Below are 23,655 nucleotides of genomic sequence, written 5' to 3'. Positions count from 1 at the left end.
GCCACGCCCGGCCGAGCCGCCGGCCACGGCATGATGTGCCCGGGCGACCGATGAGTCCTGGCGCTTTCGCGGGTCTTCCGTTGCGTCCCTTCCCCACACGCACCGGGAGACCCCTTTGAAGCTCTTGCTCACGTCCGGCGGCGTCACGAACCCGAGCATCCACGAGGCGCTGGTGCAGCTGCTCCCCAAGCCGGTCCCGGAGTGCCGCGCACTGTGCATCCCGACGGCGCAGTGGGGCCACCCCATGTGCGGGCCGTCGTCGGTGCAGGGGTTCCTCGCCGCGGGCCCGACCTGGCGCAACTTCTCCGGGCTGGGGTGGGCGTCGCTCGGTGTCCTGGAGCTCACCGCGCTGCCCACCATCGGCGAGGAGCGGTGGGTCCCGTGGGTCCGTGAGGCGGACGTGCTCCTGGTCGACGGCGGTGATGCCACCTACCTGTCCCACTGGATGCGGGAGTCCGGGCTCGCCGACCTGCTGCCCTCGATGCCCGACCTGGTCTGGGTGGGGGTCAGCGCCGGCAGCATGGTGATGACCCCGCGCATCGGGCAGTATTTCGTCGAGTGGCCGGCGGCGCCCGACGACCGCACCCTGGGCGCCGTCGACTTCTCGATCTTCCCGCACCTGGACGCGTTCCCGACGAACACCATGGCCGACGCGGAACGGTGGGCTGCTGACCTCGGTGGTCCGGCCTACGCCATCGACGAGCAGACGGCGATCAAGGTCGCCGACGGCTCCGTCGAGGTGGTCTCCGAGGGGCGCTGGAGGAAGTTCGGGTCGTGACCCGGGCGGCCACCGCACCGCGGGGACGGGAAAGGCCCTCCCCGCCGGTGCGGTGGAGGGCCTTGACCTGTTGACGTGTGGTCGGGGTGACAGGATTTGAACCTGCGGCCTCTTCGTCCCGAACGAAGCGCGCTACCAAGCTGCGCCACACCCCGTGGCAGTCGCTGCCGGACCAGGTCTGACGTCCGTCAGGCACCGGCATGGGCAGCGACAAGGAATGCTAGCCCACGGCCCACCATGCCTCCCAATCGGCCCCGGTGGCTAGCGGGGCAGGAGGGTGAGCAGGGTGGCCTCCGGCCGGCACGCGAACCTGACCGGCGCGTAAGGCGAGGTGCCGAGGCCCGCGGACACGTGCAGCCACGCGGCGTCGGCGGGAGCACGCGACGACGGCGTCGACCCTGCGCCGGGCCACCACCGCGAGAGCCCCTTGGCGCGGTTGGTCGGCAGGTCGCAGTTGGTGACCAGGGCGCCGTAGACGGGCAGCGCGAGCTGCCCACCGTGGGTGTGCCCGGCGATGATGAGGCGCGCCCCGTCGGCGGCCATGGGGTCCAGGACGCGCTGGTAGGGCGCGTGCGTGACACCGATCGTCAGCGCCGCGGAGGTGGACGCCGGTCCGGCGACCGAGGAGTACCGGTCGAGGCGGATGTGGGCGTCGTCCGTCCCGACGAGCTCGAGCTCCGTGCCACCCACGCGCACCGTCGTGCGCGCGTTGTCCAGGTCGGTCCAGCCGCCAGCGACCATGCCGGCGCGCAGGTCCTCGACCGGCAGCAGGGTGCGCCCGGGAGGCGCCTGCGCGTGGCGCCGGGTGAGGTAGCGGGCCGGGTTCTTCGGCACCGGCGCGTAGTAGTCGTTGGACCCCATGACGAAGACCCCGGGCACCTCCAGCAGCGGCTCCATGGCGCGCAGGGCGCCGGGCACGCTGTCGAGGGCCGCGAGGTTGTCGCCGGTGTTGACCACGAGGTCCGGGGCCAGGCCGGCGAGGCCGCGCACCCACTCGATCTTGCGCTGCTGGGCAGGCATGAGGTGCAGGTCGGAGATCTGCAGGATCCGCAGGGGCCGGGCGCCGCGTGGCAGCACCGGCACGGTGAACCGCCGCAGGGTGAACCAGTTGCGCTCGACGAGGCCGGCCCAGCCGAGCCCGGCCGCCCCCAGGGCTGCCGCGCCACCCACCGTCCGCAGAAGTGTGCTCACCGGCCCCATCCTCGCAAACCGGGGAGCGGGACAAGTCGGTTGGGGGCGACGCGCACTGCCTGCGAGACTGGGCCCATGACCGAGCAGAGCCTCAAGGCCACCGTCCAGCGCGACCTCACCGACGCCATGCGCGCGCGAGACCAGGTGCGCTCGGGCACGCTGCGCATGGTCCTCACCGCCATCACGACCGAGGAGGTCGCCGGCTCCGAGTCCCGTGAGCTCACCGACGATGATGTCCTCAAGGTCCTCGCGAAGGAGGCCAAGAAGCGCAAGGAGGCTGCGGCTGCCTACACCGGCGCCGGGCGCCCCGAGCTCGCGGCCACGGAGGAGGCCGAGCTCGAGATCCTCGAGGCCTACCTGCCCGCTCAGCTCTCCGACGACGAGCTCGCGTCGATCGTCGCCGCAGCCATCGAGCAGACCGGCGCCACGGGTATGCAGCAGATGGGGCAGGTCATGAAGGCCGCCTCTCCGGTCGTGGCCGGGCGCGCCGACGGCGGCCGGGTCGCCGCCGTGGTCAAGGCGGCGCTCGCCGCCCGCTGACGGCGCCGTACCGACGACGAAGGCCCCCACCAGGTGGTGGGGGCCTTCGTCGTGCACCTAGCCCTTGGGCTTCGGTGGTTTCGTCTTGGTCGGTTTCGGCGTGGGCGTCGTGGTCGCCGTCGGCTTGGGGGTCTTGGTCGGCTTCGGCGTCGCCTTCGGCGGCGGGGGCACGTAGCCGGTCGAGGTGTACAGGCTGACCGTCGAGCCGCGCATGGCCGTGCCGCTCGGGTCGGTGTAGACCACGATGCCCTGGGCGTAGCCGCTGTTGGTGCTGCCGGCGACCTGGGCGTTGAACCCGGCCTCCTTGAGGCGGGCCGTGGCCTCCTCGACGGTCATGCCGCCGACGAACGGCACCGCGACCCGGTCGCCGTTGAGGACCTTGTCGCTGGGGGTGTCGAAGTCCCGGATCGGCAGCCCGGCCGACGCCGCGTCCGTGATGTCCTTCCAGATGGGCGCCGCGATGTCTCCACCGAAGACCCCCTTGAAGTACTGCCCGGCGAGGGTGATGCGGTTCATCCCCTGCTGGGAGTACGGCGTCCCGACCCACACGGCCGTCGCGCGCTGGGCGGTGTAGCCGACGAACCACGACTCCACGTGGTCGTCGGTCGTGCCGGTCTTGCCGGCTGCGGGGCGAGCCCCCAGCTTGGCGCGGACACCCGTGCCGTCCTTGATGACGCCCTCGAGGAGCTGGGTCGCACCCTTGGCCACGTCGGGGTCGACAACCTGCTTGCAGGTGGGGGCGCCGATCTTGAGCGGCTTCTTGTCGGCCGTGGTGATCGACAGGATGGGGTTCGGGGGGCAGTACTTGCCGTTGTTGGCGAGCGTGGCGTACGACGACGCCAGCGTCAGGGGGGTGACCACGCCCGTCCCGAGCACCGAGCTGGGGTAGCAGGGCAGGTCAGGACCAGCGCCCGTGTGCAGCTGCATCTTCTTCATGGTGTTGAGGACGTTCTTGGTGCCGAGCTTGAAGGTCAGCGACGCGAACGCGGTGTTGATCGAGTCGGCGGTCGCCTTCTTGATCGGGATCGGCCTGCCCCCGATCGGGTAGTCGTTCCGGATCGGGTAGGCCTTCGTGTCGTGGCACGAGCCCTGCTCCTGCGGGGAGTAGTACGCCGGCTTGGTCGGGCTGGCGAACTTCGAGGGCACGGTGCCGTTGACCGGGGTGCCGGTCTCCAGGGCGCGGACGATGGCGTACATCTTCGCCGTCGACCCGAACTGGAACCCGGTCGTGCCCTGGTACTTGGAGTCGACGTTCCAGTTGACCTGGGTGTACCCGTACTGGTTCTGCTGCTTCTGGGTGGTGGGGTACTTGCTGTTCTGCACCATGGCGAGGACCCGCCCGGTGCCCGGCTCGACGACCGAGGCCGCGCTGCCGACCATCTGCGACAGGCCGAGCTTGGACCTGTCCGCGGGGTCCTTGGGCAGGGCCTTGTTGGCGAACGGCACCCTCTTGACCAGGTCCTGCCGCGCCTGCGCCTGCACCGTCGCGTCGAGCGTCGTCTGGATGGTCAGGCCGCCACCGGTGAGGTTCTTGATGCGCTCGGGCGTGGACTTGCCGAGGGCGTCGAGGCCGTGGTTGCTCGTGTCCTTGAGGTACTCCATGACGTAGTTGCAGAAGTACGGCTCGCTCGAGGCCATGCAGTTGCTGACCGGGTTCTTCACCTTGAGCATCTTCTTGACCGGGATGGCCTTGGCGGCCTTCCACTGCTTGTCGGTGACGATGCCCAGGTCGTGCATGCGGTCGAGCACGACGTTGCGCCGGGCCTGTGCCCGCTCGGGGAAGTGGATCGGGTCGGTGCGGCTGGGGTTCTGGACGAGGCCGGCCAGCAGGGCGGCCTGCGACAGGTTGAGCTTCGCCGACGGGATGCTGAAGTAGTGCTGGGACGCGGCCTCAACGCCGTAGGCCAGGTCGCCGTAGTAGGCGAGGTTCATGTAGCCCTGCAGGATCTGGTCCTTGGTCATCTCCTTCTCGAGGGTGACCGCGTACTTGATCTCCTGGATCTTGCGGGCGGCGCTGACGCGGACCGCGGCCTTGGCCGCCTCCTCGTCGTTGTTGCGCAGCGCGTTCTCCTGCAGCGTGAGCTTGACGAACTGCTGGGTCAGGGTCGAGGCGCCCTGGGTGTCGCCGCCCTGGGCGTTGGACACGGCCGCACGCAGGATGCCCCGGGGGTCGACGCCGCCGTGCTCGTAGAAGCGGCTGTCCTCGATCGCCACCTGCGCCTTGCGCATGATCGGCGCGACGTCCTTGAGGTTGACGATGATGCGGTTCTCCTGCTGGGGCGTCGCCAGCACGTTGCCCTTGGCGTCGACGATCCGCGACTGCTGCGACAGCGCCGAGGCGGTGAACTCGCCCGGCAGGTCGTCGAACATCTTCACCCCGGAGGTCGCTGCGCTGCCCGCGGCACCGACCGCGGGGATGAGCAGGCCGGCCGCCAGCAGGCCCATGACCATCGCCGAGGCGACGAAGGCTCCGAGCAGGCTGACGACATTGCCGAGGTTGGTGGCGCGTCCAGACATGCCGACAGGGTAACTGCCGAAGGTGAAGGGACCGGTCGTGCGCGCGCGGGAAAGGGTCGGTTCCTGGTGCCGGGGGTGACGGTGGGAGTGGCCCAGAGGGACCAGTCGGCGGGCTGTTCCGAGCCCTCCGACCATGGCCCATCGAGGTCTCGGAGACATGGTTCGGAATGACTAGTCCCTTCGGACATCGCAGAACTACACGAATGGGCCATGTCGTTGCAGTGCCAACCCTTCCTATGGTTTCCACACATCGAGACGGACATAAGGCGCACGCACATGCACCTGAACCAGCAGCATCTGGAGGCACTGAGATGACGATCGCACCGGCGCGACCCACCCGACAGGGTGCTGCGAGCGGCTGGGTCGAGGACTGGGCCCCGCTGGGTTCCTGCTCCACCACGGACCCCGACGCCCTCTTCGTGCAGGGCGCCGCACAGCAGACCGCGAAGATCGTCTGCCAGCGCTGCCCCGTGATCGCCGAGTGCCTCGCCGACGCGCTGGACAACCGCACCGAGTTCGGTGTCTGGGGCGGGATGACCGAGCGTGAGCGCCGGGCCCTGCTCAAGCGTCGCCCCAACATCACCTCCTGGACCAACCTCTTCGCAGCCGCCCGCGGCCAGTCCCGCGACGAGCAGAGCGCCTGAGCGCACCACCCCCACCAGCCACCCGGGCCGGTCACCTTTCCAGAGGTGGCCGGTTCGAGGTCTTTTCCGGGACGGTTGCGACGTCGTCGAGCGGGTCTCAGCCGGCGGTGAGCGCCGTGGCGACCTCGCGCAGCCCCTCGAGGTCGTGGATGTCCTGGGCCTCCGCAGGCACCTCCACCAGCGGTATGCCGGGGTGCCCGGCGGTGAAGCGCGCGACCTGGCGCTGCTGCCGGTCGGCGGTGTCGGCCAGGGTGGCGTGCAGGCGCAGCAGCCCCTCCGTGGTGGCCCCCGTGGGGCTGTCGGTGGTGTCGGCCAGCTGCTCCGCGGCGGCCAGCGCGCGGGAGGCGCTGAGGGACGGCGCGGCGACGCGCTGCACCCGGTTGACGACCAGCCCGGCGAGCGGCATCCCCTCCTCGTCGAGGCGGCCGGCGAAGTACGACGCCTCGCGCAGGGCGTCCCGCTCGGGAGTGGCGACGACGACGAACGCGGTCCCCTCCGCCTTGAGCAGGGCGTAGGTCTGGTCGGCCCGCTCGCGGAACCCGCCGAACATGGTGTCGAGCGCCGCCACGAACGTCTGCACGTCCTGCAGGAGCTGACCCCCGAGCAGCCTGGACATCGTGCTGGTGGCCACCTGTACCCCCACGCTGAACACCTTGAACCCCGCCCGGCCGCCGGCCTTGGCCGGGGCCGTCAGGAGCCGGATGAAGCGGCCGTCGAGGAAGGAACCGAGCCGCTTGGGGGCGTCGAGGAAGTCGAGCGCCGAGCGCGACGGCGGGGTGTCCACGACCACGAGGTCCCACCGGCCGGTGCGGTCGGCCTCGGCCCGGAGCTGACCCAGCTTCTCCATGGCCATGTACTCCTGCGTGCCGGCGAAGGAGCTGGAGACCGCCTGGTAGAAGGGGTTGGCGAGGATCTGCGCGGCCTTGTCGGGGGCGGAGTGCTGCTCGACCACCTCGTCGAAGGTGCGCTTCATGTCGAGCATCATCGCGTCGAGGGAGCCACCCCCGGCCCCGGCCCCGGCGACCGGCCGGGGGGTGTTGTCGAGCTCGGTGAGGCCGAGGGACTGGGCCAGCCGCTTGGCCGGGTCGATGGTCAGCACCACGACCTTGCGCCCGTGCTCGGCAGCCCAGAGGCCCAGCGCCGCGGCGGTCGTCGTCTTGCCGACACCACCGGCGCCGCAGCACACGACGATCCCGACCTGCTCGTCGGCGAGGAGTGCCCCGAGGTCGAGGCCTGGGGTCGAGGTGGCACGGCGGGCGGCCATCAGACCAGTCCCTGCTCGGCGACGGCGTCCGCGAGCACGGAGATGCCGCCGCCCTCGGTGCCCTCGGGCAGCAGGGGCAGCCGCACCGTGAGGCGGCCCTGCTCGGCGAGGACGGCGTCCTGCTCGCGCTCGAGGGCCAGGCGGTCGGCGTGCTCGCGCGCGTCGGCCAGGAGGCCGTTGACGACGGTGGGGCCCGCCTTGACCCCGACCGAGGAGAGGTCCGCGGCCAGGCCCTCGGCGAGGGAGTCGGTGCGACCCGCGCGCACGGCGGCGAGGTCGTCGTCGGAGAGGAGGGGGTCCCGGAGCTGGTTGACGACGATCGCGCCGAGCGGCAGGTCTGCCGCGCGCAGGTCGGCGAGGGCGTCGACGGTCTCCTGCACGGGCATCTCCTCCAGCAGCGTGACGACGTGCACGGCCGTGGTGTGGCTGCGGACCATGCGGGTGATCGACTCCGCCTGGCTGTGGATGGGACCCACCCGGGCGACGTCGGCGACCTCGGCGTTGACGTTGAGGAAGCGCACGACCCGACCGGTGGGAGGCGCATCGAGCACCACCGCGTCGTAGGCGAGCCCCCCGCCCCGGCCGGCGCGGCGTCCCGCGGCCTCGTAGACCTTGCCGATGAGCAGGACGTCCCGCAGCCCCGGGGCGATCGTCGTGGCGAAGTCCACCGCCCCGAACTTGTCGAGCAGCCCCATGGCGCGGCCGACCTTGTAGAACTTCTGGAGGTACTCGCCGAGCGACTGCTTGGCGTCGACCGAGATGGCCCACAGCTCGCCCCCGCTGCGGTCGTGGACGATGCGCGTCTCGGCGTGGCCGAGTGGCGGCACGTCGAACGTCTGGGAGATGCCCTGGCGGCCCTCGACCTCGACGAGCAGCACCCGCTTGCCCTGGCGGCTCAGGCCGAGCGCGAGCGCTGCGGCGACGGTCGTCTTGCCGGTGCCGCCCTTGCCGGTGACGACGTGCAGGCGGACCTTGGAGGGGTCGTGCCCGGCCCCGCCGGTGGTGCCGGCAGCAGCGGCGCGCACGGGTCGGTCCACGGACGCAGGCATGGAGCCAGCCTAGGAGGCGAGCAGGTCCACGGCCGCGGCGACCTCGGCGAAGGCGGGGTGCTCGGGGTCGATGAGGCCGTAGTGGCCCCCCGTCTCCACGGGCACGAGCCGCACCCCCGGACCCCGGTGCCGCGCGGCGTACCGCGTGGTCAGGTCGTAGGGCACCACCTCGTCGTCGACGGCGTGCACGAGGACCACGGGAACGGCCGGCGACAGCCGCGCCGGGTCCGCCTCCGCGTACGCCTCGGGCACCTGTGCCGGGGTGCCGCCCAGGAACGCCGGTATGGCGCCGCCGCCGACATCGGTGGCCTCGCCGTGCGCGAGGTCGAGGACCCCGGCGAGGCTCACGACCCCGCGCAAGCCATGGGCCCACGGCTGGGCGGCGGCCCACGCGACGAGCTGCCCGCCGGCGGAGTGCCCGACCAGGACGAGGGGGTGCGCGAGGTCGGGGTCACGGCGGATCGCGCCGACCGCCGCCGCGACGTCCTCCGCGGTGCCCGGCCAGCCGCCCCCGGTCATCCCGGGACGCCGGTACTCGACCACCGCGGTGGGGTGCCCTGCGTCGGCGAAGGCCTGCGCCTGGCGGCTCGCGTGGCCCCGGTCGTAGTCGAGCCGCCAGAAGCCGCCGTGCACCACGACCACCGTCAGGGCGCGGGTGACGCGCTCCGGCATGCGGACGTCGTAGACCTGGACCTCGTGGTCGCCGTAGGGAGTCGTGCGGGTCGGCGGGGCGGCCCGCTCGTCGAGCACCTGGATGGGGTCACGCCTGCCGACAGAGGCCATGCACCCATCCTGCCAGCGGTGGCTAGGCTGCGGACATGCAGAAATGGGAGTACGCGACCGTGCCGCTGATCGTCCACGCGACCAAGCAGATCCTCGACCAGTGGGGCGAGGACGGCTGGGAGCTCGTGCAGGTCCTCACCGGACCCGACGGCAACGGGCTGGTCGCGTACCTGAAGCGGGAGAAGGCCTGACCAATGAGTGCAGTCGAAGATCGCCTGGCCGAGCTCGGCCTGTCCGTGCCGGAGGTCGCCAAGCCGGTGGCCGCGTACGTCCCGGCCGTCCAGGACGGACGCCGCATCTACACCTCCGGGCAGCTGCCCATGGTGTCCGGTGAGCTCGTGCAGACGGGCAAGGTCGGCGACGGCCACGGCCTCGTCCCCGCCGAGGACGCCAAGAAGCTCGCAGAGATCTGCGCGCTCAACGCCATCGCCGCCGTCAAGGGCATCGTGGGCGACCTCGACAAGGTGACCCAGGTGGTCAAGCTCGTCGGGTTCGTCGCCTCGGACCCGTCCTTCACCGGGCAGCCCGGTGTCATCAACGGTGCGAGCGAGCTCATGGGCAAGGCGTTCGGCGACGCGGGCATCCACGCCCGCTCCGCCGTGGGCGTCGCCGTCCTGCCGCTGGACGCCCCCGTCGAGGTCGAGATCGTCGTCGCCCTCGCCGACGAGTAGGAGCCCGACGCGGTGATCCGCGACTTCCCGGTGGCGGACTCGCCGTCGCTGCACGAGCGCATCGACGCCTGGCTCGCCGACCCGCAGCCCTCCTCGGCCCCCCAGCCCCGCCTCGCGGCGACCGTGATGTTCGTCCGCGACGGGGCCGAGGGGGTCGAGGTCTTCATGCTGCGCCGGGTGGCGACCATGGCCTTCGCGCCGCGCATGATGGTCTTCCCCGGCGGTGGCGTCGACGCCCGCGACGCCGAGGCTGAGCTGCCGTGGGCCGGCCCGGCCCCGGCCGAGTGGGCCCGGCTCCTGCGGGTCGACGAGGCCCGGGCGCGCGAGCTGGTCGCGGCGGCGGTGCGCGAGGTGTTCGAGGAGTGCGGCGTCCTGCTGGCGGGGCCGTCCGCCGACTCGGTCGTCGAGGACGTCGACGACGACCACTGGCGCGAGCAGCGCCGACGGCTCCTGGACAGGGAGGCGTCGCTGTCCGAGGTGCTGCTGGAGCACGGCCTCGTGCTGCGCTCGGACCTGCTGGGCTACCGCGCCCACTGGGTGACCCCGGTCTTCGAGGCCCGCCGCTACGACACGCGGTTCTTCACCGCGGCCGTCCCCGCCGGCCACCGGGCCGACGACCGGACCACCGAGGCCGACCTCGCCGCCTGGGTGCGGCCGGCCGAGCTGCTCGATGCCTGGTCGCGCGGCGAGGCGCTCATGCTGCCGCCCACCGTCGTCGCCGTCGAGGAGGTCGCCGCGGCCACGTCGGCGGCGGCGTTCATCGCCGAGCGCCCGGTGGTCGAGACCGTCCAGCCCGAGCTCGTCGACACCGGTGACGGAGTCGTCCTGCGGGCGACGCTGCCGCGATGAGCGGGACTGCTCCGGCGCCGTCGGCGGCAGCGGGCGCGTGGCACGGCGGCCGGGCCACCGAGCGTGCCCTCTGCATCCTGTGCCCCAACCCGGGCCCGATGACGCTCGACGGGACCAACACCTGGGTCCTGCTCGAGCCGGGGGCCACCGAGGCCGTCGTCGTCGACCCCGGGCCGCTGGACGAGCCGCACCTGCGCGCCGTCGTGGCAGCGGTCGAGGAGCGCGGTGCCCGCGTGGCCCGGACTGTCCTCACCCACGGCCACGCCGACCACGCCGAGGGCGCCGGGCGGTTCGCCGAGCTGACCGGCGCGCCGACGCAGGCCGTCGGCCGTGGGCACGACGACCTCGGGGACGGGGACGTCGTGCGGGCCGGTGGGCTCGAGCTGCGGGTCGTCGCCACGCCCGGCCACACCTCGGACTCCGTCTCGTTCGCCCTGCCCGCCGACCATGCCCTGCTCACCGGCGACACCGTCCTCGGCCGCGGCACCACCGTCGTCGCGCACCCGGACGGCGAGCTCGCTGCATACCTCGACTCGCTCGCGCGCCTCGCCGCCCTCACCGGCGGCGGGTCGGTGACGTCGATCCTGCCGGGGCACGGGCCTGTCGTGCCGGACGCCTCGGCGATGGTCGCCTTCTACCGCCGGCACCGCGCCGAGCGCCTCGAGCAGGTGCGGCAGGCGCTGGCCGACGGCGCCGCGCAGGCCGACGACCCGGTGCAGGCGGTGGTGGAGCGGGTGTACGCCGACGTGCCCCGCGAGGTCTGGCCGGCGGCGGCGCTCAGCGTGGCGGCGCAGCTGGAGTACCTGCGCACCCACCCCTGATCCCGACTTCTTGCCCCGGGTGCACCGCCAGGGCCCGGTTGGGAGCCTGTTCCGGTGCCCGGCGGGCAATGAGTCGCGGAGAGGGGACCGGGGGACGGAGAGAGGGGGCCTAGCGGGCCCGGCGCTTGAGGCGCTCGACGTCGAGGATGAGCACGGCGCGGGCCTCGAGGCGCAGCCAGCCGCGGGTCGCGAAGTCGGCGAGCGCCTTGTTGACCGTCTCGCGGGAGGCGCCGACGAGCTGGGCGAGCTCCTCCTGGGTGAGGTCGTGGGCGACCAGGACGCCCTCCTCGACGGGACGGCCGAAGCGCGCCGAGAGGTCGAGCAGGGCCTTGGCCACGCGGCCGGGCACGTCGGTGAAGACGAGGTCGGCGAGGTTCTCGTTGGTGCGGCGCAGGCGCTTGGCCAGGGCCGCCAGCAGGACCTTGGCGACTGCAGGGCGCCCGGCGAGGAGCCCGTTGAGGTCCTCGTTGCCGATGCCGAGCAGCTGGGTCTCGGCGACCGCGGTGGCGGTCATCGTGCGCGGGCCGGGGTCGAAGAGGCTGAGCTCGCCGAACATCTCGCCGGGGCCCAGTATCGCCACGAGGTTCTCGCGCCCGTCGCTGCTGCGGCGGCCGAGCTTCACCTTGCCCTCACGGATCACGTAGAGGCGGTCGCCCTGGTCGCCCTCGTTGAAGAGCACGTCGCCACGCTCGAGGCGGGTCTGCGTCATCGACTGCATGAGCGTCGTGGACGCCTCCTCGTCGAGGGCAGCGAACAGCGGGGCTCTTCTCACCACGTCGTGATCCACGGGCGACAGTGTGCCATGCCGTCGAGGGCCCCCGCCGGGGTGACCGCGGCCCGTGGAGGGAGCGGGTCCGTGCTGTTGGGCGCGGAGACCCGGGCCCTGCGTCAGCAGTGACCCGTAGGCTGGCCGGGTGCCCCGATCCGTCACCCCCGCCGCGGCCACGCCGCCCCGCGAGGAGTCCCCGGTCGCCCTGACCAGGCGTGCCCGGAAGATGTACCGCGTGCTCCACGAGCACTACCCCTACGCCCACTGCGAGCTCGACTTCGAGACGCCGCTGCAGCTCCTGGTGGCCACGGTGCTGTCCGCGCAGACGACCGACGTCATGGTCAACAAGGTCACGCCCCAGCTGTTCGCCCGCTATCCCGACGCCGCTGCCCTGGCCGGCGCCGACCGCGAGGAGATGGAGGCGCTGCTCAAGCCCACCGGTTTCTTCCGCGCGAAGACCAGCTCGGTGATGAAGCTGGGCGCCGACCTCGTCGAGCGCTTCGATGGCGAGGTGCCCCCGCGCATGAAGGACCTCGTGACGCTGCCCGGGGTGGGCCGCAAGACCGCCAACGTGGTGCTCGGCAACGCCTTCGGCATCCCGGGCATCACCGTCGACACGCACTTCGGCCGCCTCGTGCGCCGGTTCGGCTGGACCACGGAGGAGGACCCGGTCAAGGTCGAGGAGGTCGTCGGCAGGCTGATCCCCCGCAAGGAGTGGACCATGCTGTCGCACGTCCTGATCTTCCACGGCCGGCGCACCTGCCACGCGAGGAAGCCCGCGTGCGGCGCGTGCCCCGTCGCCCGGCTGTGCCCCTCGTACGGCGCGGGGGAGACCGACCCCGTCAAGGCCGCCAAGCTGCTCAAGTTCGAGCTGGCCGCCGGCGCCGACAACCCGTACGCCGCGCCCACCGCCGACGTCGTCGAAGCCGCCGACGCGTCGTGACCGCTCGTCGTCCGCGCCCCGAGTGGATGGACCGCGCCCGCGACGGGATCGCGGCGGCAGACCGCGGGTTCTTCGACCGGTTCGCGCCGCCGCCCGGCGGTGGGCGCCGGTCGAGCGTGCTGCTGCTGTTCGGTCCCGCCCCCGACGGTGGCGAGGACGTCGTGCTCACCGAGCGCGCCCACACCCTGCGCACCCAGCCCGGCGACATCTCCTTCCCGGGGGGCAAGCGCGAGCCCCACGACGAGTCCGACGCCGCCGCCGCGCTCCGCGAGACCCGTGAGGAGGTCGGGATCGACCCGGCCACCATCGAGGTGGTGGCCGAGCTGCCCGACATCTACCTCAGCCCACGGCGGTTCGTGGTCACCCCGGTGCTCGCCTGGTGGCGGGAGCCCGGACACGTCGACGACATCGACCCTGCCGAGGTCCACCGCGCCGTCCGTGCCCCGCTGGCCGACCTGCTCGACCCAGCGGCCCGGTTCACCGTGACCCACCCCAGCGGCTACGTCGGGCCGGGGTTCGAGTTCGACGGCCTGTTCGTCTGGGGCTTCACCGCCGGACTGCTGTCGGCCGTGCTCGATTTCGGCGGGCTGACCATCCCGTGGGACCGTGGGGTGGAACGACCGCTCCCCGACCGCTACCGGCCCGGTGGGCCGCGAGACGCCCTGACCCAGACCGCGACGGAAGGCCGAGCCTGAATGTTCCTCGGACTCACCCTCCTCGACCTGCTGCTCATCGTGCTGTTCATCAGCTACGCCGTCACCGGCTACCGGCAGGGCCTGGTGGTCAGCGTCATGTCGCTGGCCGGCTTCCTGGCCGGCGGTGCGCTGGCCATGTGGCTGCTGCCGTTGGCGGTCAGCTCCTGGAGCGACCTCGAGAACGCACCACTGCTGCGCACCGTGGTCCTCATCGCGGGTGTCTTCATCCTCGCCTCGGCCGGGCAGGCGATCGCCGTGGCCGTCGGTGGCCGGCTGCGCTCGCGGCTGCGGATCAAGCCGGCCCAGGTCTTCGACGCCGGGCTGGGCGCGGTCGCCGTGGTGCTCTCCGCGGCGGTGCTGGTGTGGTTCATCGCCGGTGCCCTGCGTGGCGGTGCCCCGGCCCCCATCGCGAAGGCGATCGGTGAGTCACGGGTCCTGCGGGTCATCGACGGGTTCGTCCCGCCGGGCACCTCGAGGCTGTTCGCCGGCTTCCGGGAGGTGCTCGACCGTGAGGGCTTCCCCCGCGTGTTCAACGGGCTCGAGGCCGAGCGCATCGTCCCGGTCGCCCCGCCGGACCAGTCGGTGGCGCAGACCGCCGGTGTGCGCGAGGCGGCGGCCTCGGTCATCAAGATCACCGGCGTCGCGACGTCCTGCAACCGCGGCCAGGAGGGCAGCGGGTGGGTCGTGTCGCCGGGGCGCGTGGTGACCAACGCCCACGTGGTGGCCGGTATGCAGACCGCGACCCTCCGGGTGCACGGCACCGGGCGCTCCTACACGGGTCGGGTCGTCCTCTTCGACACCCGGCGCGACCTCGCCGTGCTGTCCGTGCCGGACCTGCCCGCGCAGCCGCTGCGGCAGGGCCAGGACCTCCAGCGCGGCGACAGCGGCGTCGTCGCCGGCTTCCCCCTCGACGGCCCCTACCGCCTCGACGCGGCCCGGGTCCGCGAGGTCATCCAGGCGCACGGGTCCGACATCTACGGCCGCCCCGGCACCAGCCGCGAGGTCTACTCGCTCTACGCGCAGGTGCGTCCCGGCAACTCCGGTGGCCCGCTGCTGTCGACCGACGGCCGTGTCGTGGGGGTCATCTTCGCCAAGTCGCTCGACGACGCCAGCACCGGTTACGCCCTGACCATGAACGAGGCGCGGCCGGTCCTCGCCGCGGCCGCCAGCGCGTCCACGCCGGTCGACACCGGCCCCTGCGTCGCCGGCTGAACCCGGCCCCTGCGTCGCCGGCTGAACCCGGCCCCTGCGTCGCCGGCTGAACCCGCCCCTGCGTCGCCGGCTGAACCTGCCCCCTCGGGCTACGAGGGCAGGGAGTCGAGCCAGCGGACCAGCCGCTCGTTGACCTCCTGCGGCGCCTCCTCCGGCAGGAAGTGCCCGGCGTGGGCGATGAGGGCGCGCTCGTAGCGGCCGGTGCACCACTCCTGCGCCCCACCGGCCGACGACGGCAGCACCGCGCCGTCGCGCTCGCCGTGCAGCTGCAGGACCGGCACGCTGATCGGGGTCCTCATCCGGGCCGCGAAGCGCCAGCCGTCGGGACGGGCCTGGCTGCGCACGAGCCACCGGTAGTACTCGGCCGCGGAGTGCGCCACGAACGGCAGCGCCATGGCGTCGGCGTAGACCCTGGCCTCCTCGGGCGAGGGCCAGATGCCCTCCGGTGAGGCCCACTCACGCAGCAGCCTCTGCACGTAGCCGCCGTGCACCGTCATCTGGCGCTCGGGCACGAAGGGCCGCTGCAGGCCGGCGAGGTAGGCGTTGGCCCGGGTCTGGCGGGTGCTGGTGAACGACGCCCGGCGGAAGACGAGCGGGTGCGGCATCGACAGCGAGGCGACCGCGCGGGTGACGGTGGGCTGCAGGGTCGGCATGCTCCACGCGATCCAGCCGCCCCACCCGTGGCCGACGACCGCGGCGCGGGAGGCACCGAGCGACCGCAGGACGCTGGCCACGTCCGTCGCCGAGGTGCGCGTGTCGTACCCGCGCGGGGGCTTGTCCGACGCGCCGTACCCCCGCAGGTCCATGGCGCAGGCGCGGTACCCGGCGTCGGCGAGGGCCTGCATCTGGTGCCGCCACGCCCACCAGAACTGGGGGAACCCGTGCAGCAGCAGCACGACCGGTCCCTCGCCCTGCTCGGCGACGTGGAAGCGGGCACCGTTGGCCGCGACGAAGCGGTGCTCCCACGGGCCGTCGATGAGGGCCATCGAGGCGTCGAGACTCATGCGGGGGAGTATGCCGTGCTGCGCGGTCTCGGGGACCCGCTCCGGGGAGGAGGGGTGCCGGGGATCAGTCGCCGGACTTGAGCGCCTGGACGGTCTCCTGGGCGTTCTTGATGGTGCGCTCAGGCTTGCCGTTGACCTTGGCGATGTTGTTCTTGCCGACAAGGGCGAGGATGCCCGCGACGGCGAACAGCAGGGCCGTGGTGATGAGGTAGCCGGCCCACTCGGGCAGCCAGATGTCGAGGACGGCGACGATGGTGTGGAACAGGAAGATGAGTCCGAGCAGCCCGACGAACGCGGCCGCCCCGAACATCGCGGCGCTCTTGCCAGCGGTCTTGGCCTCGGTGGTGATCTCCGCCTTCGCGAGCGCGATCTCGCTGCGGACGATGGTCGACATGTCGTGCGTGGCGTCGGCCACCAGCTGGCCGAGCGTGCGCTCGGGGCCTGCCTGGTTGGCGGTCATGTGCCCTCACCTCTGCTTCCCTCGGTGCCGGTGTGCGGTGTCGCTACCCGGCGCGCCCCAACCCTAACCGCGTGGCGGCGCCTGCACATCCGTGCCCTGGAAGGCGTCGGGGATGCCGTCGCCGTCGTCGTCACGCGACTCGAGCTCCTCGAGACGGCGGTAGACGCGGTTGCGGGCGCGCAGGACCACGGTCGCGAGGAGGGCCGAGAGCACCGACCCGGTGAGCACGGCGAGCTTGACGTGCTCGTCGCGTGGGCTGCCCGTGCCGAAGGCCAGCTCGCCGACGAGCAGCGAGACGGTGAACCCGATACCGGCCAGCATCGACAGGCCGACGACGTCCCACCAGGCGAGGTCGTCGTCGAGCTCGGCGCGGGTGAACCGCGCGAAGGTCCAGGTGCCACCGAGGACGCCGACCACCTTCCCGAGCACGAGGGCGACCACCACCGCAGCCGCGGCCTCGTCGGCGAGGCTGTCGCCGAAACCGCCCCCGACGACCTGCACCCCCGCGGCGAAGAACGCGAACACCGGGACCGCGACCCCTGCCGACAGCGGCCGCAGCCGGTGCTCGAAGCGGTGGGCGACGTCGGTGTCGGCGTCGAGGGTGCTGACCCGGGGGACGCTGGCGCGCGGGCGCACCGGGACGACGAGGCCGAGCAGCACGCCGGCCACCGTCGCGTGGATGCCGGACGCGTGCACCAGCCCCCAGGTCAGCAGGGCGAGCGGGAGCAGCAGCCACCAGTGGGCGATGCGTCGCTGGACCAGCCAGGCGAACGCCGCCAGCGGCAGCAGGGCGAGCCCGAGCAGGGGCAGGTCGAGGCTCTGGGTGTAGAAGACGGCGATGATCGTGATGGCCACGAGGTCGTCGACCACCGCCAGCGTCAGCAGGAAGCTGCGCAGGGCCGAGGGCAGGTGAGTGCCGATGACGGCCAGCACCGCGAGGGCGAACGCGATGTCGGTCGCGGTCGGGACGGCCCAGCCGCGCAGCGCGTCGCCCCCGCCGCCGAGGAGGCTCACCGTGGCGAGGTAGAGGGCGGCGGGAACGGCCACGCCGCACAGCGCGGCCGCGACCGGCAGGGCCGCCTTGGCCGGGCTGCGCAGCTCGCCGACGAGGAACTCGCGCTTCAGCTCCAGTCCGGCGACGAAGAAGAAGATCGCCAGCAGGCCGTCAGCCGCCCACTGGCCGAGGGTGAGGTCGAGGTGCAGCGCGTGGGGGCCGACCTGCAGGTCGCGCAGGGCGGAGTACGCGTCGGACCACGGCGAGTTGGCCCAGGCCAGGGCGGCCACCGCGGCGGTGAGCAGCAGGGCGCCGCCGACCGTCTCGGTGCGCAGCGCCGCAGCGACGTACTGGGCCTCCTGCCACGTGGTGCGGGCGAAGAGGCGCGGGCGCAGGGGGTTCAGGCTCACGAGGGGCCTTTCGGGGTCGGTGACAGCGTCAAGACGCCGCCACGCGTGCTGGCAGCGACGCCGACCAGGCTTCCCGGCTCACCACGACCAGCGTAGCGGGCGGGGTCGCCACGACAAGCCTCGTCACCCCGCGGTGAGGCGCTCCACCCACTCGGCCGGCCACGGCGCGCTCGACGGCCGTCCCGGCCCGCTGCGGTCGAGGTGCACGGTGACGTAGCGGCCGTGGGCCGCGCGCTCACGCGGCGCCCCCTCGAACGCCTCGCCCCAGACCTCGAAGTCGAAGGTCATCGACGAGGTGCCGAGCTCGGTGACGGACACCGTGGTCGTGACCTCCTGCCCGAAGAACAGGGGCGCCTCGAAGTCCGCCTCGTAGCGCACCCGCGGCGCCACCGGGAAGTAGCCGTGCAGGCCGCGCTCGCGGGCCAGCGACGCCTCGGCGGACTCGACGAGGCGCAGCACGGTGCTGTTGTGGTAGATCCCGGCGGCGTCGGTGTCGATCCACTCGATCCGTGAGCGCAGGGTGGCCGAGGCGATGGGGTCCTTCACGCCGACACGGTCTCAGGCGTGGCGGGGGCGACCTCGGCCGCGCCCGGGCGCCAGCGCAGGTGGACGTCGTCCGCCCCGCCGTCCCGCAGGAGCGCCAGCCGCGGCGGCACCCGGTCGGTGCGCGAGGTCGGTGGCCTGCGCCGCCCCGCCTGCCACTGCACCGGCCACTGCGCGGCAGGCCCGGCGTAGTCCTGCTCCGCCGCGGCGTGCAGGGTCCACTGCGGGTCGTAGAGGTGGGTGCGGCCGAGGGCGCACAGGTCGGCGCGACCCGCGAGCAGGATCGAGTTGACGTCGTCGTGCGAGGAGATCGCCCCGACCGCGATGACCGCGACCCCGGCGGGCCGGGCCACCTCGTGGCGGATCCGGTCGGCGAACGGCGTCTGGTAGGACCGCCCGAACGCCGGCTTCTCGTCCTTGGTCACCTGCCCGGACGAGACGTCGATGGCAGCCGCGCCGTGTTCGATGAAGGCGCGGGCGATCTCGACGGCGTCGTGCTCGGTGTTGCCGTCCGGCGCCCAGTCCGTGGCCGAGATGCGGACGGTGACGGGGACGTGGTCCGGAACCACGCTGCGTACGGCGTCGAACACCTCGAGGGGGAAGCGCAGGCGGTTCTCCAGCGGGCCGCCGTACTCGTCGGTGCGCACGTTGGAGATGGGTGACAGGAACGACGAGAGGAGGTAGCCGTGGGCGGCGTGGACCTCGACGAGGTCGAAGCCGGCCTCGACCCCGCGGCGGGCGGCCTCCCTGAAGTCGGACACCACCTGGTCCATGTCGGCGCGGGTCATCTCGCGGGGCACGTGGCAGCCGTCGCCGTAGGGCAGGGCGGACGGCCCGACGACCTCCCAGTTGCCGTCCTCGAGCGGCTCGTCCATGCCCTCCCACATGAGCTGGGTCGAGCCCTTGCGGCCGGAGTGCCCGAGCTGCAGCCCGATCCTGGCGGTGCTGTGCTCGTGCACGAACCCCGTCACCCGGGCCCACGCGTCGCGCTGCTCGTCGTTCCACAGGCCGGGGCAGCCCAGGGTGATCCGGCCCTCGGGTGACACGCAGGTCATCTCCGACATCACCAGCCCGGCGCCACCGAGGGCCTTCGAGCCGAGGTGCACGAGGTGGAACTCGCCGGGCACGCCGTCCACCGCGGAGTACATGTCCATGGGGGAGAGCACGACGCGGTTCTTCAGCTCCAGGGGGCCGATCCGCACCGGCTGGAACATCGCCGGCGCCGCCTCGTCCGCGGCCGCACCGGTGGCGGCGCGGGCGTAGGCGGCCTGGATGCGCGCCGCGAACTCGGCGTCGCGGTCCTTGAGGTTCTCGAAGGTGATGCGGCGGGAGCGGGTGAGGAGGTTGAACACGAACTCGTCGAGGTGCTGGTCGGCGTACATGCCGATGTTCTCGAACCACTCGAGGCTCGCCTGGGCGGCGCGCTGCGTCGACTCGACCACCGGCTTGCGCTCTTCCTGATAAGCCGCAAGGGCTTTCGGCACGGAGTTGTGCTCGTGCAGGCAGGCAGCCAGGGCCAGGGCGTCCTCCATCGCGAGCTTGGTGCCCGAGCCGATGGAGAAGTGGGCCGTGTGGGCTGCGTCGCCGAGCAGCACGACGTTGGCGTCGTGCCAGCGCTCGTTGCGGACCGTCGTGAAGCTGAGCCACTTGGAGTTGTTGGTGAGGATGCGGTGGTCGCCGAGGTCGTCGGCGAAGATCTCCGCGACGCGCTGCACGGCGTACTCGTCGGAGACGCCCGGGGGGAAGACCTCGTCCTCCGTGCGGTCGAACCCGGCACGCCGCCACACGTCCTCGTGCATCTCGACGATGAACGTGGATCCTTGGTCGGAGTAGGGGTATCCGTGGATCTGCATGGTCCCGAACTCGGTGTTGCGGATGATGAACTGGAACGCCTCGAAGACGAGGTCGGTGCCGAACCAGATGTACTTGTTGTGCCGCCGGTCGAGGCTGGGGCCGAACGCATCGGCGTAGCGGGTGCGCACCTGGGAGTTGAGCCCGTCGGAGGCGACGACCAGGTCGTACTCGGCACGCAGCCGGTCGGTGTCGGGCGCCTCGGTGCGGTAGTGGACCTGCACGCCGAGCTCGGCGACCCGCGCCTGGAGGATGCGCAGCAGCTCCTTGCGGCTCATCGCGGCGAACCCCTGTCCGCCGATGGTGGACGAGCGGCCGTCGACGGCGACGTCGATGTCGGTCCACCGCGCGAACTGCCGTTCCATCGCGCCGTAGATGGCCGTGTCGGCGCTCTCGATCCCGCCGAGGGTCTCGTCGGAGAACACGACCCCGAAGCCGAAGGTGTCGTCGGGGGCGTTGCGCTCCCAGACCGTCACGTCGTGGCCGGCGTCGAGCTGCTTCATCAGGGCTGCGAGGTAGAGGCCGCCGGGGCCTCCACCCACGATGGCGATCCTCATGACGGTGCCTTCCCTGTGGGGTCGGGGGTGGACTGGTCGCGCGTCAGGTCGCGCAGCTTGAAGTGCTGGAGCTTGCCGCTGGTGTTGCGCGGCAGCTGGTCGACGAAGCGCACCCGGCGCGGGTACTTGTACGGCGCCAGCGTCGCCTTGACGTGGTCCTGGATCTCGCGGGCCTTGGCCTCGTCGCCGACGACGCCCTCGCGGAGCACGACGAAGGCGCTGACGATGGAGCCGCGCTCGGGGTCGGGCTCGCCCACGACGCCGGCCTCGACGACGTCGGGGTGGCTGTCGATCGCGGCCTCCACCTCGGGCGCCCCGATGTTGTAGCCGGAGGAGACGATCATGCTGTCGGTGCGGGCGCGGTAGAAGAAGTAGCCGTCCTCGTCCTGCACGAAGGTGTCGCCGGTGACGTTCCAGCCGTCGACGACGTAGCCGCGCTGCCGGTCGTCGTCGAGGTAGCGGCAGCCGACGGGACCGATGACCGCGAGGCGGCCCTCGGTGCCGGGGGCCACGGGTTGGTCGTCGGGACCGAGGATCGTGGCGCGGTAGCCCGGGACGGGCCTGCCCGTGCTGCCGGGGCGGATGTCGTCGCCCGCGGCGGAGATGAAGATGTGCAGCATCTCGGTGGCGCCGATGCCGTCGATGACGGCGAGGCCCAGCTCGCGGCGGATGGCCTCCCAGACCTCCTGGGCGATGTGCTCACCGGCGCTGACCGCTGCGCGCAGCCCGGCCAGCCTGGGCAGGTGACCGGCCTTGATGATCTGCTTGTACGCCGTCGGGGCCGTCGCGAGGACGGTCACCCCGTGCTGCTGCACCAGCTCCGCGAGCTGGGCCGGCGTCGCCGACTCGGTGAGCAGGGCGCAGGCGCCGGCGCGCAGGGTGAACACCACGAGCATGCCCAGCCCGAAGGTGAAGGCGAACGGCGCGGTGCAGGCGACCACGTCGTCGGGCCGCAGCCGCAGGACGTGGCGGCCGAAGGTGTTGTCGATGGACAGCACGTCGCGGTGGAAGTGCGTGGTGATCTTGGGGACGCCGGTGCTGCCTGAGGTGGGCCCGAAGAGCGCGACGTCGTCGGCCGCGGTGTCGGCGGCAATGAAGGAGCCCGACTTGGCGGTGACGCGACGGGTGAGGTCGTCGTCGGTGTCGCCGCCGTAGGGCACGACGACCAGGTCGGGTGCCACGGTGTCGCGGACGGTCTCGACGTCCTCGAGGAAGCGGTGGTCGACCAGCGCGACCGCGGGCCGCGTCTTCTCCACGACGGGCCCGAGCTCGCGGGCACGCAGGGCAGCCATGGTGGTGACCACGACCCCGCCGGCCTTGAGCGTGCCGAGCCAGGCAGCCACGGTCCAGGGGTTGTTGGGGGAACGGAGCAGCACGCGGTTGCCGGGCACGAGCCCGAGGTCCTCCGTGAGCACGGCAGCGACCTGGTTGACGGCCCGCTGCAGCTCGCCGTAGCTCCACACCGTGCCGTCAGGCGTGCGCAGCGCGGGGCGGTCGGGGCCGTGGGTCGTGACCGTGGCGTCGAGGAGCTCGACGGCCGCGTTCAGCCGTTCGGGGTACTGCAGGTCCGGGGTCGTGAACTCGAGCGTGGGCCACTGCTCCACCGGCGGGAGGTGGTCGCGCGCGAAGGTGTCGGTGTGCCCGCTCGGCGAGAGGGTGGCCGTCGCGTCGGCGGCGTCTGGCGTGGTCGACATCAGTGACCTCCGGAGGTGGCGCGGATCATGCCTTCCTGGACGACGGTGGCGAGGTGCTCACCGTCGGGGGTGAAGAAGCGGCCGAGGCCGACACCGCGACCGGAGTCGGCGGCCACGGCCTCCTGCGCGTAGAGCAGCCAGCCGTCGAGGACGCCCGGTGCCGGCAGGCGGTGGAACCACATGGCGTGGTCGAGGCTGGCCGTGACCAGCCCGGGCGCCGCCCACGGGAGGTCGAGGACGCGCAGCACCGGCTCGAGGATCGTGTAGTCGCACACGTAGGCCAGGGCGGCGAGGTCGCGCTGGGTGTCGGTGAGCCCGTCGACCGGCCGCAGGGCGTCGAAGGGCCTGACCCACAACGCCTGGTGCGCGGCGCTGCCGCCGTCGACCTCGAGGTAGACCGGCCCCGGCACGTGGCGCATGTCGAAGCTGCGGCCGCCCGACCAGTACTCCTTCGACTCCTCGGTCATCGTCGAGCCCCCGCCCACCTCACGGTCGGCGAGGTACTCCGCGGAGCCGGGCAGCTCGTCAGGCGCAGGCAGGCCGGACGGCGCCGACGCGGCGTACCGGCCCCCGTCCTCACCGGCGGCGAAGCCGGCCAGGCAGGTGTAGGCGGCCTTGCCGTTCTGGAAGGCGCGCACCTGGCGGGTGGCGTAGCCGCGGCCGTCGCGCAGCACCTCGACCTCGTAGGTGACCGGCGCGCCGATGTCGACGGGACGCATGAAGTAGCTGTGCATCGAGTGCAGGGTCTTGCCGTCGGTGACGGTGAGCATCGCGGCCGCGGCTGCCTGGGCGACCATGTCGCCGCCGTAGGCCTTCGGCCACGGGCAGGGCTGGGTCGTCGCGGTGAACGCGACGTCGAAGTGCTGCGGCTCGGTGGGGGCGAGGGCGAGCGCCCGGGTGAGGACCTCGGAGGTGGGGGTCACGGGCGGTCCGACCAGTGGCGGAGGTCGGCGTCGGGGACCTGGGGGAGGTTGACGACGATGTTCTCCGGGGTGCGGGCGGTCATCCAGGTGAGCGGGTTGTTGCGGTCGAGGTTGCACTCCACGTGGGGCATGAAGGGGGGTACGAACACCCAGTCGCCCTCGGCCATGTCGATGTAGTCCTCGAAGCGCTCGCCGAAGTAGATGCGCGCGCGGCCCGACAGGACGTAGCCGCCGGTCTCGGCCTCGCCGTGGTGGTGCGGCACCGACCGGTACCCCGCCTCGTTGCTGACCTTCCCGAACCACAGGCGCCGTGCCGGCGTGTGCTGGATGCTCACGCCGCTGATCCGAGTGGCGCCGCCGGACTGCCCGGTGTCGCCGGCCTCCAGGCCGCCCCGCGTGACGACCGGGACGACGAGGCCGTTGACGTCGGCGTAGATCGAGTTGTCGCCCTCGAGCTCGTACTTGCTGAAGTCGGGTTCCACGGTGGGTCTCC

The 23,655-nt window shown here is 72.5% G+C and carries 24 protein-coding genes and 1 tRNA gene; 10 read left to right on the top strand and 15 right to left on the bottom strand.

All coding sequences use genetic code 11. The features are described 5' to 3' along the window. Positions 1 to 115 precede the first annotated feature (115 nt). On the top strand, positions 116 to 778 hold the full coding sequence (locus ABEA42_RS02265) for a Type 1 glutamine amidotransferase-like domain-containing protein (RefSeq protein ID WP_345500869.1): 663 nt from the start codon (positions 116 to 118) through the stop codon (positions 776 to 778). 78 nt (positions 779 to 856) lie between these two features. On the opposite strand, the gene ABEA42_RS02260 is transcribed toward ABEA42_RS02265, so the two are convergent. Both ABEA42_RS02260 and ABEA42_RS02255 read right to left on the bottom strand, forming a co-directional pair. Further along, positions 857 to 933: transfer RNA gene (locus ABEA42_RS02260), tRNA-Pro, on the bottom strand. Positions 934 to 1,039: 106 nt separating this feature from the next. After that, positions 1,040 to 1,969 carry a metallophosphoesterase gene (locus ABEA42_RS02255; RefSeq protein WP_425571971.1) on the bottom strand — a complete coding sequence of 310 codons (930 nt, stop codon included), beginning with the start codon at positions 1,967 to 1,969 and terminating at the stop codon, positions 1,040 to 1,042. 75 nt (positions 1,970 to 2,044) lie between these two features. Here ABEA42_RS02255 and ABEA42_RS02250 point away from each other — a divergent pair, with 75 nt between their 5' ends. After that, positions 2,045 to 2,509 carry a GatB/YqeY domain-containing protein gene (locus ABEA42_RS02250; protein ID WP_345500866.1) on the top strand — a complete coding sequence of 155 codons (465 nt, stop codon included), beginning with the start codon at positions 2,045 to 2,047 and terminating at the stop codon, positions 2,507 to 2,509. A 57-nt stretch (positions 2,510 to 2,566) separates the two neighbouring features. Here the strand turns inward: ABEA42_RS02250 and ABEA42_RS02245 are convergent, their stop codons facing one another. Further along, positions 2,567 to 5,026: a transglycosylase domain-containing protein gene (locus ABEA42_RS02245; protein WP_345500864.1), complete on the bottom strand. Its 2,460-nt coding sequence runs from the start codon at positions 5,024 to 5,026 to the stop codon at positions 2,567 to 2,569. 311 nt (positions 5,027 to 5,337) lie between these two features. Here ABEA42_RS02245 and ABEA42_RS02240 point away from each other — a divergent pair, with 311 nt between their 5' ends. Continuing rightward, positions 5,338 to 5,670 carry a WhiB family transcriptional regulator gene (locus ABEA42_RS02240; RefSeq protein ID WP_345500862.1) on the top strand — a complete coding sequence of 111 codons (333 nt, stop codon included), beginning with the start codon at positions 5,338 to 5,340 and terminating at the stop codon, positions 5,668 to 5,670. A 97-nt stretch (positions 5,671 to 5,767) separates the two neighbouring features. On the opposite strand, the gene ABEA42_RS02235 is transcribed toward ABEA42_RS02240, so the two are convergent. The 3 genes from ABEA42_RS02235 to ABEA42_RS02225 are packed head-to-tail and all read right to left on the bottom strand — an operon-like array spanning position 5,768 to position 8,766. Then, a complete protein-coding gene (locus ABEA42_RS02235) occupies positions 5,768 to 6,934 on the bottom strand; it encodes an ArsA family ATPase (protein WP_345500861.1) in 1,167 nt (388 codons plus the stop codon). Further along, positions 6,934 to 7,983, bottom strand: coding sequence for an ArsA-related P-loop ATPase (locus ABEA42_RS02230; RefSeq protein WP_345500860.1), 1,050 nt, complete (start codon positions 7,981 to 7,983; stop codon positions 6,934 to 6,936). Before ABEA42_RS02230 ends, ABEA42_RS02235 begins: the two co-directional genes overlap by 1 nt. 9 nt (positions 7,984 to 7,992) lie before the next feature. Further along, on the bottom strand, positions 7,993 to 8,766 hold the full coding sequence (locus ABEA42_RS02225) for an alpha/beta hydrolase family protein (RefSeq protein ID WP_345500858.1): 774 nt from the start codon (positions 8,764 to 8,766) through the stop codon (positions 7,993 to 7,995). A 35-nt stretch (positions 8,767 to 8,801) separates the two neighbouring features. Between ABEA42_RS02225 and ABEA42_RS02220 the strand changes: the two genes are divergently transcribed. The 4 genes from ABEA42_RS02220 to ABEA42_RS02205 are packed head-to-tail and all read left to right on the top strand — an operon-like array spanning position 8,802 to position 11,107. Then, on the top strand, positions 8,802 to 8,957 hold the full coding sequence (locus ABEA42_RS02220; protein ID WP_140742397.1) for a DUF4177 domain-containing protein: 156 nt from the start codon (positions 8,802 to 8,804) through the stop codon (positions 8,955 to 8,957). Between the two features lie 3 nt (positions 8,958 to 8,960). Continuing rightward, entirely contained in the window at positions 8,961 to 9,437 is a 477-nt protein-coding gene (locus tag ABEA42_RS02215) for a RidA family protein (RefSeq protein WP_345500856.1), read from the top strand. 12 nt (positions 9,438 to 9,449) lie between these two features. After that, positions 9,450 to 10,286 (top strand): NUDIX hydrolase, encoded by an 837-nt coding sequence (locus ABEA42_RS02210; protein WP_345500854.1) that lies wholly within the window; start codon positions 9,450 to 9,452, stop codon positions 10,284 to 10,286. Continuing rightward, a complete protein-coding gene (locus ABEA42_RS02205) occupies positions 10,283 to 11,107 on the top strand; it encodes an MBL fold metallo-hydrolase (protein WP_345500853.1) in 825 nt (274 codons plus the stop codon). The genes ABEA42_RS02210 and ABEA42_RS02205 overlap by 4 nt, the downstream gene beginning before the upstream one ends. A 109-nt stretch (positions 11,108 to 11,216) precedes the next feature. On the opposite strand, the gene ABEA42_RS02200 is transcribed toward ABEA42_RS02205, so the two are convergent. Next, positions 11,217 to 11,894 (bottom strand): Crp/Fnr family transcriptional regulator, encoded by a 678-nt coding sequence (locus ABEA42_RS02200; protein ID WP_345500852.1) that lies wholly within the window; start codon positions 11,892 to 11,894, stop codon positions 11,217 to 11,219. A gap of 208 nt (positions 11,895 to 12,102) precedes the next feature. Here ABEA42_RS02200 and nth point away from each other — a divergent pair, with 208 nt between their 5' ends. The 3 genes from nth to ABEA42_RS02185 are packed head-to-tail and all read left to right on the top strand — an operon-like array spanning position 12,103 to position 14,726. Beyond that, a complete protein-coding gene (gene nth, locus ABEA42_RS02195) occupies positions 12,103 to 12,819 on the top strand; it encodes an endonuclease III (protein WP_345501415.1) in 717 nt (238 codons plus the stop codon). Then, complete coding sequence (locus tag ABEA42_RS02190) at positions 12,816 to 13,514, top strand: NUDIX hydrolase (RefSeq protein WP_345500851.1); 699 nt, start codon at positions 12,816 to 12,818, stop codon at positions 13,512 to 13,514. Before nth ends, ABEA42_RS02190 begins: the two co-directional genes overlap by 4 nt. After that, positions 13,515 to 14,726 carry a MarP family serine protease gene (locus ABEA42_RS02185; RefSeq protein ID WP_345500849.1) on the top strand — a complete coding sequence of 404 codons (1,212 nt, stop codon included), beginning with the start codon at positions 13,515 to 13,517 and terminating at the stop codon, positions 14,724 to 14,726. Between the two features lie 89 nt (positions 14,727 to 14,815). Here ABEA42_RS02185 and ABEA42_RS02180 read toward each other — a convergent pair whose 3' ends face one another. The 8 genes from ABEA42_RS02180 to ABEA42_RS02145 all read right to left on the bottom strand — a co-directional run bounded on the left by ABEA42_RS02180 (position 14,816) and on the right by ABEA42_RS02145 (position 23,644). Next, on the bottom strand, positions 14,816 to 15,730 hold the full coding sequence (locus tag ABEA42_RS02180; protein ID WP_345500848.1) for an alpha/beta fold hydrolase: 915 nt from the start codon (positions 15,728 to 15,730) through the stop codon (positions 14,816 to 14,818). A gap of 64 nt (positions 15,731 to 15,794) precedes the next feature. Next, positions 15,795 to 16,190 (bottom strand): phage holin family protein, encoded by a 396-nt coding sequence (locus ABEA42_RS02175; RefSeq protein WP_345500847.1) that lies wholly within the window; start codon positions 16,188 to 16,190, stop codon positions 15,795 to 15,797. A gap of 63 nt (positions 16,191 to 16,253) precedes the next feature. Then, positions 16,254 to 17,594 (bottom strand): Na+/H+ antiporter NhaA, encoded by a 1,341-nt coding sequence (gene nhaA, locus ABEA42_RS02170; RefSeq protein WP_425571970.1) that lies wholly within the window; start codon positions 17,592 to 17,594, stop codon positions 16,254 to 16,256. 123 nt (positions 17,595 to 17,717) lie between these two features. Beyond that, on the bottom strand, positions 17,718 to 18,140 hold the full coding sequence (locus ABEA42_RS02165; protein ID WP_345500844.1) for an acyl-CoA thioesterase: 423 nt from the start codon (positions 18,138 to 18,140) through the stop codon (positions 17,718 to 17,720). Continuing rightward, positions 18,137 to 20,545, bottom strand: coding sequence for a bifunctional salicylyl-CoA 5-hydroxylase/oxidoreductase (locus ABEA42_RS02160; RefSeq protein WP_345500843.1), 2,409 nt, complete (start codon positions 20,543 to 20,545; stop codon positions 18,137 to 18,139). Before ABEA42_RS02160 ends, ABEA42_RS02165 begins: the two co-directional genes overlap by 4 nt. Then, entirely contained in the window at positions 20,542 to 22,239 is a 1,698-nt protein-coding gene (locus tag ABEA42_RS02155; protein ID WP_345500842.1) for an AMP-binding protein, read from the bottom strand. The genes ABEA42_RS02160 and ABEA42_RS02155 overlap by 4 nt, the downstream gene beginning before the upstream one ends. Beyond that, positions 22,239 to 23,162 (bottom strand): acyl-CoA thioesterase, encoded by a 924-nt coding sequence (locus ABEA42_RS02150; RefSeq protein WP_345500841.1) that lies wholly within the window; start codon positions 23,160 to 23,162, stop codon positions 22,239 to 22,241. The genes ABEA42_RS02155 and ABEA42_RS02150 overlap by 1 nt, the downstream gene beginning before the upstream one ends. Further along, positions 23,159 to 23,644: a cupin domain-containing protein gene (locus ABEA42_RS02145; protein WP_345500839.1), complete on the bottom strand. Its 486-nt coding sequence runs from the start codon at positions 23,642 to 23,644 to the stop codon at positions 23,159 to 23,161. The genes ABEA42_RS02150 and ABEA42_RS02145 overlap by 4 nt, the downstream gene beginning before the upstream one ends. Between the last annotated feature and the right edge of the window lie 11 nt (positions 23,645 to 23,655).

Origin of the sequence: Pedococcus ginsenosidimutans, from assembly GCF_039544395.1 — a bacterium.
GTDB lineage: Bacteria > Actinomycetota > Actinomycetes > Actinomycetales > Dermatophilaceae > Pedococcus > Pedococcus ginsenosidimutans.
This window is presented reverse-complemented; position numbering and strand designations above follow the sequence as displayed.